Consider the following 18,232-nt stretch of genomic DNA (forward strand, 5'->3'; position numbering starts at 1 on the left):
TATTTTGGCGGAGGTGAAAGGTTTGAGTCTATTCGCCGCAATTGGATACATGGTTCGAGAAGTGTTTGTCTTTGTTTCTTATGTAAAGAATAATGCGTTCCCGCAGCCGTTATCATCAGATGATGAGAGAAAGTACTTAGAGTTAATGGAGCAAGGTGATGCTCAAGCGAGAAATCTTTTAATTGAACATAATTTACGGCTTGTAGCTCATATCGTTAAAAAATTTGAGAACACAGGAGAAGATGCAGAAGATTTAATTTCAATTGGTACGATCGGGCTCATTAAAGCGATCGAGAGCTATTCTGCAGGAAAGGGAACGAAGCTTGCGACGTATGCAGCACGCTGTATTGAAAATGAAATTTTGATGCATTTACGTGTACTAAAGAAAACGAAAAAAGATGTTTCACTTCATGATCCAATCGGGCAAGATAAAGAGGGCAATGAAATATCGCTTATTGATATATTAAAATCAGAGTCTGAAGATGTAATTGATATGATTCAGCTTAGTATGGAGTTAGAAAAAATTAAAGAGTATATCGATATTTTAGACGAAAGAGAAAAAGAAGTGATTGTGAAACGTTTTGGACTTGGGCTAGATAAGGAGAAAACACAGCGGGAAATCGCTAAGGCACTTGGTATTTCTAGAAGCTACGTATCACGGATCGAAAAGCGTGCTTTAATGAAAATGTTCCACGAGTTTGTAAGGGCAGAGAAAGAGAAAAAAGCGAAAGAGTAAAGTGTATTAGAAGCAGCCATATTTTAAAATGGGCTGCTTTTCTTATTGTAAATAAGAAAAGAAAACGCGTTATGCTAAGAAGAAATACATGTTCACTGTTGAAAATGACGGATTCTATCTGTAATATTAGAAGGTGCTAAATAATTTAAGAATAATACCATACTTAGTTTTCTGTATGTATAATAAGGCTGCTTTATATGATATGTGGGAATAAGAACCAATTTTACATATGATATAGAAAGAAAAGAAGGGAAAACTAAAGTTATAGACTGATTAGGGGGTTTCGCAATTTGCGACGTACATTATATCGACTTATGATAGAACTTACAAATGGTCGCTTTACTTCTTATATATTACGTAAATTTGCACAATCTCGTTTGAGCTCTATCATTATTCCATCGTATGCGAAAGTTTTTCAAATTAATCAAGATGAGATGGAAAAGGGTTTGAAGGAATATAGAACATTGCATGAATTATTTACGCGTAAGCTAAAAGAAGGAAAGCGTAGTATTGATGCAGATGCATCGAGTATCGTTAGTCCTGTTGATGGTGTTTTTGCAGATCATGGTCCTATTGAGGATACAAAAACATTTGATATTAAAGGAAAGCGTTATTCGATTGTGGATATGCTAGGTAATGAAGAACGTGCACAGCGATATGCAGGTGGTACATATATGGTTATTTATTTAAGCCCAAGTCATTATCATCGTATTCATAGTCCGCTTTCTGGTTCTGTGACTGAAAGATTTGTACTCGGTAGAAAATCATATCCGGTAAATGCAGCTGGTATGGAATACGGGAAAGAACCACTGTCAAAAAATTATCGTTCTGTTACAGAAGTAAGCAGTGATGGCGAGCATATGGCTCTTGTAAAAGTAGGTGCCATGTTTGTTAATAGTATTGAGCTTTTGCATGAGAGAGACACTGTTCAAAAAGGTGAAGAAATGGCATACTTTACATTTGGTTCAACAGTTGTGTTATTGTTTGAAAAAGATATGATAGAAGTAGTGCAGGAATTAAAGAGTGGACAAGAGCTTCGTCTTGGTGAAAAAATAGCTACTCGCTTAGCTCATAAATAAAGAAAAGCTTTTATAACCGTAAGTAAGAGTTATGGGCAAAGATACTTAATGATGAAATCCCCTAGATGGGAGTACTTGTTTATTCGAGAGCCATCGTAGGATGGCTCTTTTTACAGGGCATCCAATAATGTATCCTTTAACTGTTTAATTGGTACGGGCTGATTAAACTTTCACTCTATATGTAATCAAGATGATTTGACAAGCTTGTCCTCTAATGAGCGTCTAATGATTTCTTGTTTTATAAGTAAAATGAAGTCGGGATTTAATTTTAGTTCTTTTGCTTTATAATAAGACTCAGTGAGTAACTCAGTGGATAACTGTTCCATATGTTTTGTTTTCAAGGTGAGTCACCTCCTAATAATATAAGGATTGATTCGTTGATGCATTTAATGTACCAAAAAAATATGACAGCCACAAACGAGTGGTTATCCACATACCTAGGTGGATAAAGTGTGTATAGTTTGTTAGTAAATTCCAAATTAACTGAAAAATTAATGTGGAAAATGTGTACAATTTTATCCACAGGTTATATATCGAAAAATGTTGTCGAAAAATTTTATGAAAAATCCTCAAAGAGGTGAAAGAAATTGAAACTATTTTTACCAAATGAATATGTAAAAAATGTATATCATGTTCAACCAGAAGATTTAAAAAAACGTGGGATTAAAGGCGTTATTACTGACTTAGATAACACTTTAATTGAATGGGATCGTCCTAATGCAACGCCGCAACTTGAAAAATGGTTCTTGGAGATGAAAGAGCAAGGCATCCAAGTAACGGTCGTTTCAAATAATAATGAGCAACGTGTGAAAGATTTTGCTGATCCATTAGGTATTCCATTTATTCATAGTGCACGTAAACCATTTGTTCGCGCATTTAAGCGTGCGATACAAGAGATGCGTTTGCAGCCAGATGAAGTTGTAGTAATTGGAGATCAGTTACTGACTGACGTGCTTGGTGGAAACCGAGTAGGCCTTCATACAATTTTAGTTGTACCGGTGGCACAAACGGACGGATTAGTAACGCGCTTTAATCGAAAAATCGAACGAAGAATTATGAAAAATATGAAGAAAAAAGGTTTAATTAACTGGGAGGAATAAAGTTTGACTGAAACAATTAAATGTATTGGTTGCGGTGTAGAAATTCAAACAGAAAATAAAAACGAAGTGGGGTATGCTCCTGCCTCATCTTTAGAAAAAGAACAAGTCATTTGCCAACGCTGTTTTCGCTTGAAACATTATAACGAAATTCAAGATGTATCGTTAACAGATGATGACTTCCTACGCATTTTAAATGGAATTGGAAAATCAGATGCATTAGTAGTCAAAATTGTAGATATTTTTGATTTTAATGGTAGCTGGTTACCTGGCTTACATCGTTTCGTAGGAAATAATAAAGTATTACTTGTTGGAAATAAAGCTGATTTAATTCCAAAGTCAGTAAAACATGATAAAGTAAAGCATTGGATGCGCTATAGTGCAAAGCAGCTAGGATTAAAACCAGAAGATGTCTTTTTAATTAGTGCAGCGAAGGGACAAGGAATTGCTGAACTAGCAGAGGCTATTGAGTATTATCGCGGCGGCAAAGATGTTTATGTTGTTGGATGTACGAATGTAGGGAAATCGACATTTATTAATCGTATGATTAAAGAATTTAGTGATGAGACTGAAAATGTAATTACAACATCTCATTTCCCAGGAACAACACTTGATTTAATTGATATCCCGTTAGATGAAGAATCTTCTTTATATGATACGCCAGGTATTATTAACCACCATCAAATGGCTCACTATGTTGGAAAACAAAGCTTAAAGCTTATTACACCAACAAAAGAAATTAAGCCGATGGTGTTCCAATTAAATGAAGAACAAACATTGTTCTTTAGTGGACTGGCACGTTTTGATTATGTAAGTGGCGGTCGTCGTGCATTTACTTGTCACTTCTCGAATCGTTTAACAATCCATCGTACAAAGCTTGAGAAAGCAGATGAATTATATAAAAATCATGCTGGAGATTTACTAAGCCCGCCAACACCAGAAGAATTAGAAAATATGCCAGAGCTAGTGAAATACGAGTTTAATATTCGTGAACCAAAAACGGATGTTGTATTCTCTGGATTAGGATGGGTTACTGTGAACGAACCGGGAGCAAAAATTGTTGCACACGTACCAAAAGGAGTAAGTGTTTCATTGCGTAAATCTTTAATTTAATATGGAGAGGGATTTATGAAACAATTATATGGTGTAATCGGAAATCCAATTGGACATTCACTATCACCCGTTATGCATAACGATGCATTTGAACACTTGAATATGGATGCCCATTATCATGCCTTTCTTGTTAAAGAGGAAGAGCTAGGGGAAGCAGTAAGAGGTTTAAAAGCATTAGGTATTTCAGGATTTAATGTAACAACTCCGCACAAAGTTGCGATTATGGATTATTTGGATGAGATTGACCCGCTAGCAAAACAAATTGGTGCGGTAAATACAGTGGTTCATAAGGGTGGAAAGTTGATTGGCTACAATACAGATGGAATTGGTTTTGTCCGAGCATTGCAGTCCGTTAGTAGTGAACCACTTCAAGAGAAACGTATTTTATTGCTTGGCGCAGGTGGTGCTAGTCGAGCGATTTATTTTTCTCTTGCCGATGTAGGTGTGAAAGAGATTGATGTAGCCAATCGTACAGTAGATAAGGCGAAAGAACTTATTGCTGCATGTACGGCTACTGTTCATTCTGTTCCTTTATCTTTAGAAAAAGCAACAGAAGAGCAAGGGAATTATGATATTATCATTCAGACGACAACGATAGGTATGCATCCACGCGTTGAACATACGCCGTTACAAATTTCTTCGTTAAAAAAAGGAACGATTGTATCAGATATAATTTATAACCCATTTGAAACGAAAATTTTATGCGAGGCGAAAGAGCAAGGTGCAATCATTCAAAATGGTATTGATATGTTTGTTTATCAAGGTGCACTTGCGTTTGAAATGTGGACAGGCCGCGCGCCAAATATCGAACGAATGAAACAATTAGTTATAAGAAAGCTTGGAGGCTAACATATATGTTAACAGGAAAACAAAAAAGATTTTTACGTGCACAAGCACATCATTTAACACCAATTTTTCAAGTAGGAAAAGGCGGAGTAAATGAAAATATGATTAAACAAATCGCAGATACTTTAGAAGCTCGTGAGCTATTTAAAGTAAGTGTGCTACAGAACTGTGAATTCGATCGCCGTGAGGTTGCAGAAGAACTTGCAAAAGGTGCACGTGCTGAAATCGTTCAAGTAATTGGAAGCACAATCGTTTTATACAAAGAATCAAGAGAAAATAAACAAATTAAGCTTCCTCGATAAAAAGACTAGCATGCGCTATTTTTATTGCTGATGCGTAATGATGTACAGAGCGAAACCAATTGAACTTTTATTAATAGCAACTCTCTTCATTCCTAACCGAGGAGAGTTGCTGTATGTAAAAGGAAGGGGCGTTTCTTTTGAGGAAAATTGGCATCATTGGCGGTACATTTGATCCGCCTCACTATGGACATTTGCTAATTGCAAATGAAGTATATCACGCTTTGAACTTGGAAGAAGTATGGTTCTTGCCAAACCAGATTCCGCCACATAAACAAGGGCGGAATATTACAAGTGTGGAAAGTCGTTTACATATGTTAGAGCTCGCGACTGAGGCAGAAGAACACTTTTCTATTTGTTTAGAAGAGCTAAGTAGGAAGGGCCCATCTTATACGTATGACACTATGTTACAATTGACGAAGAAGTATCCGGATGTGCAGTTTCACTTTATTATTGGTGGGGATATGGTTGAGTATTTACCGAAGTGGTATAACATTGAAGCTTTACTTAATCTTGTAACGTTTGTTGGAGTTGCAAGACCTGGGTATACATTGCATACACCATATAAGATTACTACAGTGGAAATTCCGGAATTTGCAGTTTCTTCATCCTTATTACGTGAGAGATATAAGGAGAAAAAAACATGTAAATATTTACTTCCTGAAAAAGTACAGGTATATATCGAGAGGAATGGGTTGTATGAATCGTGAGAATGCACTGCATATTGTCAAACAACAAATGCATGAAAAACGTTATATACACACAATTGGTGTAATGGAGACAGCGATTGAGCTTGCTAAGTTATACGGTGTGGACGAGAAAAAAGCAGAGATGGCAGCTATATTCCATGATTATGCGAAATGTAGAGCAATTTCAGAGATGGAAGAGATTATTAAACGTAAAGATTTGCCGAAAGATTTACTTTGCTATAACAAAGAGTTATGGCATGCACCTGTTGGGGCATACTTAGTAGAAAAAGAAGTAGGCATTACGGATTCTGAAATTTTGCAAGCTATTACATATCATACAAGTGGTCATGAGAACATGACGATGTTAGATAAAGTGATTTATGTAGCTGATTACATTGAACCGGGGCGAAAGTTTCCAGGAGTGGAAGAGGCTCGTAAACTCGCATATACGGATATAAATCAAGCTTTATTATTTGCGTTAAAGAGAACAATTCAATTTTTAATGGAAAAAGATCAGACGATTTATCCATTAACATTCCAAACATACAATGCAGTTATCAAGGAGGAAATGAGTAAATGAACGATAAAGATTTATTAGTATTAGCGGCAAAAGCAGCTGATGATAAGAGAGCAGAAGATATGGTTGTCCTAAATATGCAAGGTATTTCACCAATTGCAGATTATTTCATTATTTGTCACGGTAATTCAGATAAACAAGTGCAAGCAATTGCACGTGAAATTAAATCAAAAGCACATGAGTTCCAAATCGACGTACAACGTATGGAAGGATTTGACGAAGCACGTTGGGTATTAGTTGATCTTGGAGATGTAGTTGCTCATGTATTCCATAAAGATGAGCGTAATCACTATAATTTAGAGCGTCTATGGGGCGACGTGCCACGTGAAGATATTACAGAAGAGTTAGGCCAATGAAATACGAACAATTTGCATTGTTGTACGACGAACTAATGAATGATGTCCCTTATGATAAATGGGTGGAATTTACAGAGGAAAGTTTACAGCAGGCAGATATGAAAGAGGTAAAAATTCTTGATGTAGCATGCGGTACGGGTAATGTAACCCTTCCGCTTGTGCAAAAGGGTTACGATTTAATAGGTGTCGATCTTTCAGAAGAAATGTTAACAGTCGCTCAGCAAAAACTAGGAGGAGAGGGATACTTTATTCCTTTTTATCAACAAGATATGCGCGAGCTTGATGTTCCAGGTGAGTTTGATTGTGTAACCATCTTTTGTGATTCATTAAATTATGTATTGCAAGAAGATGGAGTACAAGAAACATTTAGAAGAGTATCTCACCATTTACGTCAAGATGGTTTGTTTTTATTTGATGTACATTCTTTATATAAAATACATCATGTATTTCAAAATGAAACGTATACAGTAAATGGAGAAGAAATATCTCTTATTTGGAATTGCTTCCCTGGTGAAGAATCAAATAGTGTAGAGCATGATTTAACATTCTTTGTTCAAGATCCGGAAGAAGATGTGTACCATCGGTTTGACGAATGTCACGTGCAACGTGCATATCAAGTGGAAGAGTTAACGAAATGGCTTGAAGAAGCAGGTTTTACAGTGCTTCGTGTAACAGGTGATTTTGAGCGACTTGAAGTTACAGAACAAACAGAGCGTATTTTCTTCATGGCGAAGAAAAACGGATAAAACAAAAGCAACCGAGAAGGTTGCTTTTGTTTTATAAAGAAGATGTATTTTTAGTTCTAGCATAATCTGAAGATTGTATGCGTAAAGTGTGGGAATAGTAGTTGAAGTGAAAATGTATTGTAAAAAAGTAAGTATTTATAAAAAGGATTTGGAATGAAAATGACGTATTTATTATGTGTGTTTATTGAATTGCTGATCAACGCATTCTAAATCTTCATCAAATTTTTCATGTGTTCGCTCAATTAACTTATGGAACATATCTCCAACGTGTTCTTCTAAAACCCGGATGCCTTCCCCAGTAACGCCGCCTTTCACGCAAACCTTTTCTTGTAAGGTAGGTAATGTGAAGATTTCTTTTTCAAGTAATTTCCCCATCCCCACGACCATTTCACTTACTAAAGTAGTAGCCTCTTCGTGTGTAATATTTGTTTTATCTACAGCAGCGTTAATGAAGCATTGTAGTAAATAACTAAAGAAAGCAGGACCGCAACTTGCTATATCAGATGAAACGCGCGTTATATCTTCTTCTATTACAAGAGGTGTCGAAATATTTTTGAATAGACGAAGTAGTTTTTGTTGCCATTCTTCAGAGCAATTATCTCCAAATGTAAATAGTGAGGCGCCAGAGAGCGCGCGATTTGTGATACTTGGAATGATACGCGCGACGTGGCAAGGTACGAGAGTCTCTAATTGTGATGGAGATATTGGACTTGTAATAGAAACTAAGCACGTGTCATCAGAAAAATGTTCAGTGTATTTTTTTAGGATAGGGTATATATCTATCGGCTTAACACAAATAAAGATCAGTTGTGATTGTTCGATTATTTCCGGGATAGTTTTTGCTATATGAACAGAAGGGTATTTTTCTTTTATATGATATGCTTTGGCAGGCGTCCGATTAATGATTGTAAGGCACGAAGGTTTGACAGCACGGGTTTCTAAAAATGCATCGATTAGTATATTCCCCATGTTTCCTGTCCCTATAATTCCTATGTTCAAAGTTTCATCCCTCCTTCGTAACAGCTTTCTCCTAAACAATATGAATGATGTTATAAATTTATGATTAGAGGTGTAAAATGATGTGGGATTTTCCGAAAAAGTGGTTAGGTTTAGTAGCTATTATTGGAACTTTACTTTTTCTTGTTTTTTGGAAAACGAATCAGAGTGTAGAACGAACGCCTATTACAATGAATGTACAAGAGAAGGATATAGAAAAAAAGAGTAAACCGAAAATGTCGGATACAAAGGAACAGAAAAGAACAATTATAATTGATGTGAAAGGAGCGGTTAATAAAGAAGGGGTATATGAAATGGAGGAAGGAGATCGCGTAAAGGATGCGGTTCAAAAGGCTGGTGGTTTTTTATCAGAGGTAGATATGAAAAAAGTGAATTTAGCACAAATTGTACAAGATCAAATGCTTCTTTATATACCGAGTAAAAATGAGTCAGAACAAGGGATGCTTACTTCTTCTAAGGAAGATGGCAAGATTCGAATAAATACAGCGGCGAAAGAGCAATTAGAAAAAATTACAGGGATTGGCTCTAGAAAGGCAGAAAGTATTTTGAAATATCGAGAAGAGCATGGTCCGTTTCAGAAAATAGAAGATTTATTAGAGATTGATGGGATTGGTGCGAAATCTCTTGAAAAGATAAAAGATCAAATTATTATTCCGTAAAAGATTGACGAAGTTTTTCTTCTTTCGCTACACTACAAGTAGACAAAAAAGTAGGTGAAAATATGGAACGAATTTCATGGGATCAATATTTTATGACGCAAAGCCATCTACTATCGTTACGTAGTACATGTACAAGGCTTGCGGTAGGAGCAACAATCGTTCGCGATAAACGAATTATTGCGGGTGGATATAATGGTTCAATTAAAGGTGGTGTACATTGTATAGATGATGGTTGTTACGTAATCGATAATCATTGTGTTCGGACAATTCATGCCGAAATGAATGCTTTATTACAATGTGCCAAGTTTGGTGCGAAAACAGAGGAAGCAGAAATTTACGTTACGCATTTCCCTTGTTTACAATGTTGTAAGGCAATTATTCAAAGTGGTATTACAGCGGTTTATTATGCGCAGGATTATAAAAATCATCCATACGCCATAGAATTATTCGAACAAGCGAATGTAACAGTGAAGCACGTTCCGCTAGAATATGATATTGCTGCATTAGAGGAGCAAAAACGTTATAAGGAGTTAAAAGAATTATTTGCGCCTTTAGAAAAAGATAATTTATCAATGGAAGAATTACAGCATGTATTCACGAAAGCAAAAATGATGCTATAAGGAGTGAGTATAAGTTGCAGGAACAATGGGGGTATGTTGCAATCTCGTTTATAATAGGGGTTGCAATTGCCTTTTCCTCGTCACTTTTATTGATAGTTTTTTGCCTCTTTTTAAATGTTTTCTTCTGTTTATATCGCACTTCGCGTAAAACCTTCATTTTTTGTATTGTAGCGTGCTTTAGTAGCGCTATATACACTTCCTATGTTCAAACGTGGAATAAGCCTCTAGGGGAGTCCTATGGAGTTACAAGAGGGGTTATACAAAATACACCGCTTGTTAATGGGGATCGCCTATCTTTTCAATTTGAAGATCAGAATAAAAATATAGTGCAGTTAAGTTATAGAATCAAATCAGCCTTGGAAAAGAAAAAAATGCAACAATTATACATAGGGATATCATGTGTATTCGAGGGTGAGAGGAAAGAACCGGAAACAGCTCGGAATTTTCATGGTTTTAATTACCGTGATTATTTATACAAACAACATATTTATTTCACATTTGAGGCTACATATATTTCTGAATGCTATAAAACATCACTATCGCTCACGCAATGGATTCTTCTTTTGAGGCAACAAGCAATCTCGAAAGTTACAGAAATGTTTCCAGAGCAATCAGGTGCTTTTATGAATGCATTACTATTTGGTGATAGACAACAAATGACGTTTGAAGTGGAAGAGCAATATCAACAATTTGGTCTTGTACATTTGTTAGCAATTTCAGGTTCGCACATTGTATTGTTAATGGTGATAGTATATTTTATTTTGCTAAGAAGCGGTGTGACAAGGGAGGTAGCAACAATTTGCCTTATCGTTTGTATTCCTTTGTATATGGTTTTAGCAGGGGCGTCACCCTCTGTTATAAGAGCTTCTATAACAGGAGTTTTGATGTTGATTGCTTTTATGTGCTCGATTCGTTTATCTAGTTTAGATGCTTTAAGTGTAACAGCTATATGTATGCTTATATATGACCCTTATCTTGTTTTTAATATTGGATTTCAGTTTTCTTTTGTAGGTAGCTTCGCTTTACTTTTGTCTGCTCCGTTATTGTTAGGGAGTAGCAACGGAGTAATCCGAAATTCTATTTATATTTCTATCATTTCACAGCTCGTTAGTACTCCGATTTTGTTATATCACTTTGGTTATTTTTCTCCATATAGCATTCTCCTCAATCTCTTATACGTTCCGTTTTTATCTATCATTGTATTACCATGTAGCATTATTATTTTACTGTGTATGCCAATTGTCCCGTTTCTCGCAAAAGAATTTGCGGATATATTATCAATAGGCTTGAGTATGTCTAATGATTTTCTGAGTTATTGTGAAAGTTTACCATTTACCCAGCTTATTTTCGGGAAAACGCCCTTCAATCTTGTAGCTGTATATTGCGCGAGTATTGTCAGTATATTGATGGTTTGGGAAAGGAGAGCGCCGAAAAAAATAGTTTGTATAGTTGCCAGTGTATTTCTTTTTATTAGCACATGTCATTATGTATATCCATATTTTAGAGGAAGCGGAAGTGTAACATTTATTGATGTTGGACAAGGTGATGCAATATTAATTCGCCTTCCGTATGATAAAGGAATTTATCTTATTGATACAGGTGGAACGCTTCGTGTGAATAAGGAAGAATGGCAGCAAAAAAAGCATGAATTTTCTGTTGGGAATGATATTTTAATACCCTATTTACAAAAAGAAGGTATTAAAACAATTGATAAATTAATCGTAACGCATGGAGATGCAGATCATATAGGTGCTGCGCAAGAATTATTATCATATATACCTGTAAAAGAAGTGGTATTTGGCCGGAAGGGAAAAGATGCAGTATTAGAAAAAGTAGTAAAGAAACAGGCATTAGAAAAGGAAATGAAAATAACTGAAGTGGGGGAAGGGGAGAATTGGAGTGTAAATGAAGCAGAATTTTTCGTTTTAGCTCCAAAAGGAAAAGAAAAAAGCGAAAATAACGCTTCAATTGTAATATGGGCAAAATTTGGAGGGCTGAAGTGGCTATTTACAGGCGATTTGGAAGAAGACGGGGAGAAGATTTTAGTAGAGGCATATCCAGATTTACGAGTAGATGTTTTAAAAGTTGCTCATCATGGGAGTAATACGTCATCTATAGAGCCTTTTTTGAACGTCATACAGCCTCGTGTAGCGATTATATCTGTTGGTAAGCAGAATAGGTATGGACACCCGCATAAAGAAGTGATAGAGCGTTTTGAGAAGATGGGGAGTGCGATATGGCGCACGGACGAGCAAGGTGCTATTTCCTATGTTTTTAAAGGGAAAAATGGAACCTTTAAAAGTAAAATCACATATGATAAAACACATAATAGATGAAAAAGAGAAGACTGCCATGAAGTGGCAGTCTTTAAGAACCGATAAATTTAATAACAGTTGCAATGATGAAAAGTGTTGCGAAAAAACCAAATGAGACGATAAATCCTACCCCTGAATCAATAGCGTCATTGCGTTTACTTTGAACGTTTTGTTCAAAATCATTCATTTAGAATCCCTCCCCAACATTCCACTTTAGTATAAAATATTGTCAGAAAAAAATCTACAATTTCCATATGAAGAGAAAACGAGCTTTTTTGTTACTTTTAAATCATGAAGTAATGTGAGTTTTTCGTTTCCAAGCATGTTAACAGTTGGCACTTATACTCAAATTTTTATTGTGAATAATAAAGGGAAGGTGATTACCGCACACCAATAAGAAACCCGGGGCTTATTGCGTGGCGTTTAATATAAATAAAGGGACGGGTTATAAAGCCTGTTCCTTTGTACTTGTAAAACAAAAGCTAGGGCATTAGTATAAATATATATTGCCAAGTTAGGGAGTAGGAAAAAGTATGAGTGATATACATAAAAAAATTAAAAAGAAACAGTTTGCTCCGTTATATTTACTATATGGAACGGAAGCTTTTTTTATAAATGAAACGATAAAGCTTATTACGACAGAAGCACTTGAAGAAGAAGATCGAGAGTTTAATGTTGTGACATACGATTTAGAAGAAGCGTATTTAGAAGATGTGGTTGAGGATGCGCGTACGCTTCCTTTCTTCGGAGAACGGAAAGTACTGTTAATAAAGTCACCGCTATTTTTGACTTCGCAAAAAGAAAAGTTAGAGCAAAATATAAAAATTTTAGAAGAATACATTGGTGAACCTTCCCCATTTTCTATTCTTGTTTTTGTTGCGCCTTACGAAAAACTTGATGAGCGAAAAAAAATTACAAAACTATTAAAGAAAACAGCAGATGTAGTAGAAGCAAATGCGATGCAAGTGCAGGATGTTCAGAAGTGGATTGTTGCTCGTGCAGATGAAGTACATGTGCATATTGATAACGCGGCTGTTAGTTTGTTGCTAGAGCTTGTGGGGAGTAATGTAACAATGTTGGCGAAGGAAATGGACAAGTTAACGTTATACGTTGGTATGGGCGGAGAGATTACGACGAAACTTGTTGCAGAGCTTGTGCCAAAATCAGTTGAGCAAAATGTATTTGCTTTGACAGAAAAAGTGGTGAAAAAAGATATTGCAGGTGCAATGCAAATTTTGGATGGATTATTTACGCAGCAGGAAGAACCGATTAAATTGCTTGCGTTATTAGTGAGTCAATTCCGCTTGCTCCATCAAGTGAAAGAGCTACAGCAACGTGGTTATGGCCAAAATCAAATTGCATCTCATATTGGTGTACATCCGTATCGTGTAAAGTTGGCAATGAATCAAACGAAGTTTTTCTCTTTTGAAGAATTAAAAAAAGTGATTATAGAATTAGCGGAAGCTGATTATAGTATGAAGACGGGAAAGATGGATAAGAAGCTTGTGCTCGAGTTTTTCTTAATGCGATTAAATCATATGTGATGACACAAAAAAGTTCATGTACTAAGTATATGAACTTTTTTGTATATAAAAAAACGATCCAAATGGATCGTTTTTTAAACGCCTTACGCGTTTACTTGTTTCGCTAAGCGAGATTTTTGACGAGCTGCAGCGTTTTGGTGGATAAGACCTTTGCGAGCTGCTTTGTCAAGTTTTTTAGAAGCAGTTTTGAAAGCTTCTTTAGCATTTTCAAGATCGTTATTAGTAACTAAAGCTTCTACAGTTTTAACAGCAGAACGCATGTCAGACTTGATAGAAGCGTTATGTGCACGACGCTCTTCGCTAAGTTTAGCGCGTTTGATAGCAGATTTGATGTTTGCCATACTTTTCACCTCCCTGGTGCAATCGAATGACTCGATTCTTACATAGAACAAGTGATATTCTATCAAACGGTGAAGAGAATTGCAATAGTATATCCATGAAATTTCACGTAAAGGAAAGAATGACCTTATATAACTTTGGGAAATCTAACGATATTTACTATGAATTACGGAGGAGATACGATGAAAGAACCATTAGATTTAAGTAAATATAGCATTAGAACTGACCTAGCTGTAGAAGCTCATCAAATGTTGCAAGAAAGCCAAGAAGAACAAAAAGGGATACAGGGAGTTATTGTAAAAGAGAGGGAAGAAGAAGGTACTATAATTACAAAAGTAACAATTGATGAGGCTGCCTCTGAAGCGATGGGTAAAAAGCCTGGAAATTATTTAACGCTTGAAGTTCAAGGTATACGTCAGCAAGATACAGAACTTCAACAAAAAGTGGAGCGTATTTTTGCAAAAGAATTTTCTTATTTCTTAGAAGAGATTGGCGTTACAAAAGAAGCAAGCTGTTTAATTGTAGGTCTTGGGAATTGGAATGTAACACCAGATGCTCTTGGACCGATAGTTGTAGAAAATGTATTAGTAACGAGACATTTGTTTCAATTACAGCCTGAAAGTGTAGAAGAAGGGTTTAGGCCTGTTAGTGCAATTCGGCCGGGGGTAATGGGGATTACAGGGATCGAAACGAGCGATGTTATTTATGGGATTATTGAGAAGACGAACCCGGACTTTGTAATTGCGATTGACGCATTAGCTGCCCGTTCTATTGAACGAGTAAATAGCACGATACAAATTTCTGATACTGGAATTCATCCCGGATCGGGGGTTGGGAATAAACGTAAAGAACTAAGTAAAGAAACATTAGGTATCCCTGTTATCGCAATTGGTGTTCCGACTGTGGTCGATGCTGTTTCGATTACAAGTGATACGATTGATTTTATTTTGAAACATTTTGGCCGGGAGATGAAAGAAGGAAATAAACCTTCACGATCTTTGTTACCAGCGGGATTTTTATTTGGAGAAAAGAAAAAATTAACAGAAGAAGATATGCCGGATGAAAAGAGCAGAAATATGTTTTTAGGTGCTGTTGGTACGTTAGAAGAAGAAGAAAAAAGAAGGCTGATTTATGAGGTGCTATCTCCTCTTGGTCATAATTTAATGGTAACCCCAAAAGAAGTAGATACTTTTATTGAGGATATGGCGAATGTAATAGCGAGTGGTTTAAATGCGGCGCTGCATCATCAAATTGATCAAGATAATACGGGAGCATATACACATTGAGGGGAACAGATGATTATCGTTTGAGTCGCTTTACGCTTTTGTGTATATGTAGTGTAGCTTTATGTTTACTTATGATGATAGCAGGAGTGGCACTTGCTAATCATGGTTTGAAAAGTATGAAAGGCTATCAGCAATTATCATATGAACAAATCGCTCATATGACAGGGACAGAAAGTACAGGTGCTGAATCAGAAATTTTGGGTAGCTCGTTTTCGGCCTCAGAAAAACAACAACAATTAGAACGTTTAAGAAGTTTTAATGTTGTAGAAGGAATTGGGATGGCTGTAGCAAGTGTAGCTTATGAAATGACGAAGTTCGGAACGGATATAGTTGTTGGGAAAATAAAAGAAATTTTTAGCTAAGAGTAACATGGGAGAAGGTTGTTTTACTGATTTGTAAGACAGCCGTTTTAAAATTTGAAAAGGGTTTGTCTCTTATGGTTTATTCGCATAAGATATAGATAGAATGATTTGTATCGTAAGCAGCACGAGTTTTCATTGAATCTTTGTTGCTCTATTGATATAATCAGTGCTAGTGTATATTGGCGAGACTATTAGGAGTTGAGAACATAGATGAATAAAGAAGAAAGAGCAAAAAGACAGTCCAAAATTCGTAATTTCTCTATTATTGCTCATATTGACCACGGAAAATCAACGTTAGCAGACCGTATTTTAGAGAAAACAAACGCGTTAACACAACGCGAAATGAAAGCTCAGTTGCTTGACTCTATGGATTTAGAGCGTGAGCGTGGTATTACAATCAAATTAAACGCAGTACAATTAAACTATAAAGCAAAAGATGGTGAAGAGTATATTCTTCATTTAATTGATACACCAGGACACGTCGACTTTACGTACGAAGTATCACGTAGTTTGGCGGCTTGTGAAGGCGCGATTCTTGTAGTAGATGCAGCGCAAGGTATTGAAGCGCAAACGTTAGCAAACGTATACTTAGCGCTTGATAATAATTTAGAAATTTTACCAGTTATTAATAAAATCGACTTACCAAGTGCGGATCCGGAACGTGTACGTCAAGAGGTGGAAGACGTAATTGGTTTAGATGCATCAGAAGCGGTACTTGCTTCTGCGAAAGCTGGAATTGGTATTGAAGAAATTTTAGAGCAAATTGTTGAAAAAGTACCAGCTCCGGCGGGTGATTCAGAAGAGCCGTTACAATGTATGATTTTCGACTCTTTATATGATCCGTACCGCGGTGTAATTGCTTATATCCGTGTTGTAAATGGAACAGTAAAAGTTGGCGATAAAGTACGTATGATGGCAACGGGTAAGGAATTTGAAGTAACAGAAGTAGGTGTATTTACACCGAAAACTACACAACGTGACGAGTTAACAGTAGGTGATGTAGGTTTCTTAGCAGCATCGATTAAAAATGTTGGTGACACACGCGTTGGTGATACGATTACACATGCGAAACGTCCAGCTGCAGAGCCGTTAGCAGGTTACCGTAAGTTAAACCCGATGGTATTCTGTGGTCTGTATCCAATTGACTCTGCTCGTTATAACGATTTACGTGATGCATTAGAAAAATTAGAGTTAAACGATTCTGCTCTTGAGTTTGAACCAGAAACATCTCAAGCGCTAGGATTTGGTTTCCGTTGTGGTTTCTTAGGACTTCTTCACATGGAAATCATTCAAGAACGTATTGAACGTGAATTTAAGATTGACTTAATTACAACAGCGCCAAGCGTTATTTATAAAGTTTATTTAACTAACGGTGAAGATGTTATAGTTGATAACCCATCTAATATGCCAGATCCACAGTCTATCGATCGTGTAGAAGAGCCGTTTGTGAAGGCTTCAATTATGGTTCCGAATGACTATGTTGGAGCTGTAATGGAGATTTGCCAAGGTAAACGTGGAACGTTTATTGATATGCAATATTTAGATGAAACGCGTGTTACATTAACATATGAAATCCCGTTATCAGAAATCGTATATGACTTCTTCGATCAATTGAAATCAAATACGAAAGGGTATGCATCATTTGACTACGAGTTAATTGGCTATAAACCATCTAAACTTGTGAAAATGGATATTCTTTTAAATAATGAACAAGTGGATGCTTTATCATTTATCGTACACCGTGATTCAGCGTATGACCGTGGTAAAGTAATCGTAGAGAAATTAAAAGAATTAATTCCGAGACAACAGTTCGAAGTGCCAATTCAAGCGACTATCGGAAATAAAGTTGTAGCACGTTCTACAATTAAAGCGATGCGTAAAAACGTACTTGCAAAATGTTACGGCGGTGACATTTCTCGTAAGCGTAAACTTCTTGATAAGCAAAAAGAAGGTAAAAAACGTATGAAGTCTGTTGGTTCTGTAGAAGTACCACAAGAGGCATTCATGGCTGTACTGAAAATGGATGACAACTAATATTTGAAATAAAAAAGAAGTCGTTTGTGCGGCTTCTTTTTTCTGTATAATTACTTTTTAGACATCTGAGCAGCTCTCATTTACAATAATGAGAGAGCTTTTTAGTTCATATAGAGTTAGGAGACTGTTAATGTCCGAAAATATTCGAAAAGATATTCAAGATAAAATACAAAATGGTAATTTTAATTGTGAAAAGGAATTGACGCTTTCTATTATTAGTGGAAAGTGGAAAGTTGTGATACTGTGGCATCTTGGTGTGGAAGGGCCGCATCGTTTCAGTGAATTACAACGGTTATTCCCAAGCATTTCTCATAAAGTTTTGTCGAACCAATTAAAAGAGTTAATGGAAGATGGGATTGTTGATCGGACAGTATATCCCGAAATTCCTCCTCGCGTTGAGTATTATATGACGGAACTAGGCATGTCACTTTTACCGATCGTTGAAATGATGTATGATTGGGGAAAAATGCGAATGGAACAAATTCGTAATACGTTAGAGAAGTAGAGAACCCTCCGGA

The 18,232-nt window shown here is 36.2% G+C and carries 22 protein-coding genes; 18 read left to right on the top strand and 4 right to left on the bottom strand.

Features of this window, described 5'->3' with window-relative positions; genetic code table 11:
* Positions 1-22: 22 nt before the first annotated feature.
* Both sigK and AC0OM3_RS01880 read left to right on the top strand, forming a co-directional pair.
* Positions 23-736 (top strand): RNA polymerase sporulation sigma factor SigK, encoded by a 714-nt coding sequence (sigK, locus tag AC0OM3_RS01875; RefSeq protein ID WP_000051382.1) that lies wholly within the window; start codon positions 23-25, stop codon positions 734-736.
* 290 nt (positions 737-1,026) lie between these two features.
* Positions 1,027-1,815: a phosphatidylserine decarboxylase gene (locus tag AC0OM3_RS01880; RefSeq protein ID WP_001254988.1), complete on the top strand. Its 789-nt coding sequence runs from the start codon at positions 1,027-1,029 to the stop codon at positions 1,813-1,815.
* A 185-nt stretch (positions 1,816-2,000) separates the two neighbouring features.
* Here the strand turns inward: AC0OM3_RS01880 and sda are convergent, their stop codons facing one another.
* Complete coding sequence (gene sda, locus AC0OM3_RS01885) at positions 2,001-2,156, bottom strand: sporulation histidine kinase inhibitor Sda (protein WP_000850094.1); 156 nt, start codon at positions 2,154-2,156, stop codon at positions 2,001-2,003.
* A gap of 246 nt (positions 2,157-2,402) precedes the next feature.
* On the opposite strand from sda, the gene AC0OM3_RS01890 reads away from it, so the two are divergent.
* The 8 genes from AC0OM3_RS01890 to AC0OM3_RS01925 all read left to right on the top strand — a co-directional run bounded on the left by AC0OM3_RS01890 (position 2,403) and on the right by AC0OM3_RS01925 (position 7,538).
* Positions 2,403-2,915: a YqeG family HAD IIIA-type phosphatase gene (locus AC0OM3_RS01890; RefSeq protein ID WP_000765314.1), complete on the top strand. Its 513-nt coding sequence runs from the start codon at positions 2,403-2,405 to the stop codon at positions 2,913-2,915.
* A 3-nt stretch (positions 2,916-2,918) separates the two neighbouring features.
* Complete coding sequence (gene yqeH, locus AC0OM3_RS01895) at positions 2,919-4,025, top strand: ribosome biogenesis GTPase YqeH (protein ID WP_000140801.1); 1,107 nt, start codon at positions 2,919-2,921, stop codon at positions 4,023-4,025.
* Positions 4,026-4,040: 15 nt separating this feature from the next.
* Positions 4,041-4,874 (top strand): shikimate dehydrogenase, encoded by an 834-nt coding sequence (gene aroE, locus AC0OM3_RS01900; RefSeq protein ID WP_000812084.1) that lies wholly within the window; start codon positions 4,041-4,043, stop codon positions 4,872-4,874.
* Positions 4,875-4,879: 5 nt separating this feature from the next.
* Positions 4,880-5,173 carry a ribosome assembly RNA-binding protein YhbY gene (gene yhbY / locus AC0OM3_RS01905; protein ID WP_000955224.1) on the top strand — a complete coding sequence of 98 codons (294 nt, stop codon included), beginning with the start codon at positions 4,880-4,882 and terminating at the stop codon, positions 5,171-5,173.
* 137 nt (positions 5,174-5,310) lie between these two features.
* Positions 5,311-5,880: a nicotinate-nucleotide adenylyltransferase gene (nadD, locus tag AC0OM3_RS01910; RefSeq protein WP_001226048.1), complete on the top strand. Its 570-nt coding sequence runs from the start codon at positions 5,311-5,313 to the stop codon at positions 5,878-5,880.
* Positions 5,870-6,439 carry a bis(5'-nucleosyl)-tetraphosphatase (symmetrical) YqeK gene (gene yqeK / locus AC0OM3_RS01915; RefSeq protein WP_074593431.1) on the top strand — a complete coding sequence of 190 codons (570 nt, stop codon included), beginning with the start codon at positions 5,870-5,872 and terminating at the stop codon, positions 6,437-6,439. Before nadD ends, yqeK begins: the two co-directional genes overlap by 11 nt.
* Positions 6,436-6,792 carry a ribosome silencing factor gene (gene rsfS / locus AC0OM3_RS01920; RefSeq protein ID WP_000998173.1) on the top strand — a complete coding sequence of 119 codons (357 nt, stop codon included), beginning with the start codon at positions 6,436-6,438 and terminating at the stop codon, positions 6,790-6,792. Before yqeK ends, rsfS begins: the two co-directional genes overlap by 4 nt.
* Positions 6,789-7,538 carry a class I SAM-dependent methyltransferase gene (locus tag AC0OM3_RS01925; RefSeq protein ID WP_000873072.1) on the top strand — a complete coding sequence of 250 codons (750 nt, stop codon included), beginning with the start codon at positions 6,789-6,791 and terminating at the stop codon, positions 7,536-7,538. The genes rsfS and AC0OM3_RS01925 overlap by 4 nt, the downstream gene beginning before the upstream one ends.
* A gap of 171 nt (positions 7,539-7,709) precedes the next feature.
* On the opposite strand, the gene comER is transcribed toward AC0OM3_RS01925, so the two are convergent.
* Positions 7,710-8,537, bottom strand: coding sequence for a late competence protein ComER (comER, locus tag AC0OM3_RS01930; protein WP_001020553.1), 828 nt, complete (start codon positions 8,535-8,537; stop codon positions 7,710-7,712).
* Between the two features lie 77 nt (positions 8,538-8,614).
* Between comER and AC0OM3_RS01935 the strand changes: the two genes are divergently transcribed.
* The 3 genes from AC0OM3_RS01935 (at position 8,615) to AC0OM3_RS01945 (ending at position 12,170) form a co-directional block, all read left to right on the top strand.
* Complete coding sequence (locus tag AC0OM3_RS01935) at positions 8,615-9,214, top strand: helix-hairpin-helix domain-containing protein (protein ID WP_000989933.1); 600 nt, start codon at positions 8,615-8,617, stop codon at positions 9,212-9,214.
* A 62-nt stretch (positions 9,215-9,276) separates the two neighbouring features.
* The gene (locus AC0OM3_RS01940; protein WP_000439771.1) at positions 9,277-9,834 is read left to right on the top strand and encodes a ComE operon protein 2; all 558 of its coding nucleotides are present in this window, start codon (positions 9,277-9,279) and stop codon (positions 9,832-9,834) included.
* A gap of 14 nt (positions 9,835-9,848) precedes the next feature.
* Positions 9,849-12,170 (top strand): DNA internalization-related competence protein ComEC/Rec2, encoded by a 2,322-nt coding sequence (locus tag AC0OM3_RS01945; protein WP_199717669.1) that lies wholly within the window; start codon positions 9,849-9,851, stop codon positions 12,168-12,170.
* Between the two features lie 31 nt (positions 12,171-12,201).
* Here the strand turns inward: AC0OM3_RS01945 and AC0OM3_RS01950 are convergent, their stop codons facing one another.
* Positions 12,202-12,336, bottom strand: coding sequence for a YqzM family protein (locus AC0OM3_RS01950; protein ID WP_000997609.1), 135 nt, complete (start codon positions 12,334-12,336; stop codon positions 12,202-12,204).
* A 346-nt stretch (positions 12,337-12,682) separates the two neighbouring features.
* On the opposite strand from AC0OM3_RS01950, the gene holA reads away from it, so the two are divergent.
* The gene (gene holA / locus AC0OM3_RS01955; protein ID WP_001279922.1) at positions 12,683-13,693 is read left to right on the top strand and encodes a DNA polymerase III subunit delta; all 1,011 of its coding nucleotides are present in this window, start codon (positions 12,683-12,685) and stop codon (positions 13,691-13,693) included.
* Between the two features lie 83 nt (positions 13,694-13,776).
* Here the strand turns inward: holA and rpsT are convergent, their stop codons facing one another.
* Positions 13,777-14,034 carry a 30S ribosomal protein S20 gene (gene rpsT, locus AC0OM3_RS01960; protein ID WP_001274011.1) on the bottom strand — a complete coding sequence of 86 codons (258 nt, stop codon included), beginning with the start codon at positions 14,032-14,034 and terminating at the stop codon, positions 13,777-13,779.
* 180 nt (positions 14,035-14,214) lie between these two features.
* Between rpsT and gpr the strand changes: the two genes are divergently transcribed.
* From gpr to AC0OM3_RS01980, 4 genes are all read left to right on the top strand, one after another.
* Complete coding sequence (gene gpr, locus AC0OM3_RS01965; RefSeq protein ID WP_000662622.1) at positions 14,215-15,318, top strand: GPR endopeptidase; 1,104 nt, start codon at positions 14,215-14,217, stop codon at positions 15,316-15,318.
* Positions 15,315-15,680, top strand: a complete 366-nt coding sequence (locus AC0OM3_RS01970; protein ID WP_001215036.1) for a YqxA family protein — start codon at positions 15,315-15,317, stop codon at positions 15,678-15,680. Before gpr ends, AC0OM3_RS01970 begins: the two co-directional genes overlap by 4 nt.
* 210 nt (positions 15,681-15,890) lie before the next feature.
* Positions 15,891-17,714, top strand: coding sequence for an elongation factor 4 (gene lepA, locus AC0OM3_RS01975; RefSeq protein ID WP_001030949.1), 1,824 nt, complete (start codon positions 15,891-15,893; stop codon positions 17,712-17,714).
* 130 nt (positions 17,715-17,844) lie between these two features.
* Positions 17,845-18,219 (top strand): winged helix-turn-helix transcriptional regulator, encoded by a 375-nt coding sequence (locus AC0OM3_RS01980; protein WP_001293539.1) that lies wholly within the window; start codon positions 17,845-17,847, stop codon positions 18,217-18,219.
* The last annotated feature ends 13 nt before the right edge of the window (positions 18,220-18,232 follow it).

Source organism: Bacillus sp. FAU20, from assembly GCF_056033865.1.

Excerpts from the sequence above, each read along its gene's own strand:
- AC0OM3_RS01925 (WP_000873072.1), top strand. The coding sequence starts at position 6,789 with ATGAAATACGAACAATTTGCATTGTTGTACGACGAACTAATGAATGAT.
- rpsT (WP_001274011.1), bottom strand. The coding sequence starts at position 14,034 with ATGGCAAACATCAAATCTGCTATCAAACGCGCTAAACTTAGCGAAGAG.
- AC0OM3_RS01940 (WP_000439771.1), top strand. The coding sequence starts at position 9,277 with ATGGAACGAATTTCATGGGATCAATATTTTATGACGCAAAGCCATCTA.
- AC0OM3_RS01935 (WP_000989933.1), top strand. The coding sequence starts at position 8,615 with ATGATGTGGGATTTTCCGAAAAAGTGGTTAGGTTTAGTAGCTATTATT.
- gpr (WP_000662622.1), top strand. The coding sequence starts at position 14,215 with ATGAAAGAACCATTAGATTTAAGTAAATATAGCATTAGAACTGACCTA.
- AC0OM3_RS01950 (WP_000997609.1), bottom strand. The coding sequence starts at position 12,336 with ATGAATGATTTTGAACAAAACGTTCAAAGTAAACGCAATGACGCTATT.
- yhbY (WP_000955224.1), top strand. The coding sequence starts at position 4,880 with ATGTTAACAGGAAAACAAAAAAGATTTTTACGTGCACAAGCACATCAT.
- aroE (WP_000812084.1), top strand. The coding sequence starts at position 4,041 with ATGAAACAATTATATGGTGTAATCGGAAATCCAATTGGACATTCACTA.
- lepA (WP_001030949.1), top strand. The coding sequence starts at position 15,891 with ATGAATAAAGAAGAAAGAGCAAAAAGACAGTCCAAAATTCGTAATTTC.
- rsfS (WP_000998173.1), top strand. The coding sequence starts at position 6,436 with ATGAACGATAAAGATTTATTAGTATTAGCGGCAAAAGCAGCTGATGAT.
- holA (WP_001279922.1), top strand. The coding sequence starts at position 12,683 with ATGAGTGATATACATAAAAAAATTAAAAAGAAACAGTTTGCTCCGTTA.
- AC0OM3_RS01980 (WP_001293539.1), top strand. The coding sequence starts at position 17,845 with ATGTCCGAAAATATTCGAAAAGATATTCAAGATAAAATACAAAATGGT.
- yqeK (WP_074593431.1), top strand. The coding sequence starts at position 5,870 with ATGAATCGTGAGAATGCACTGCATATTGTCAAACAACAAATGCATGAA.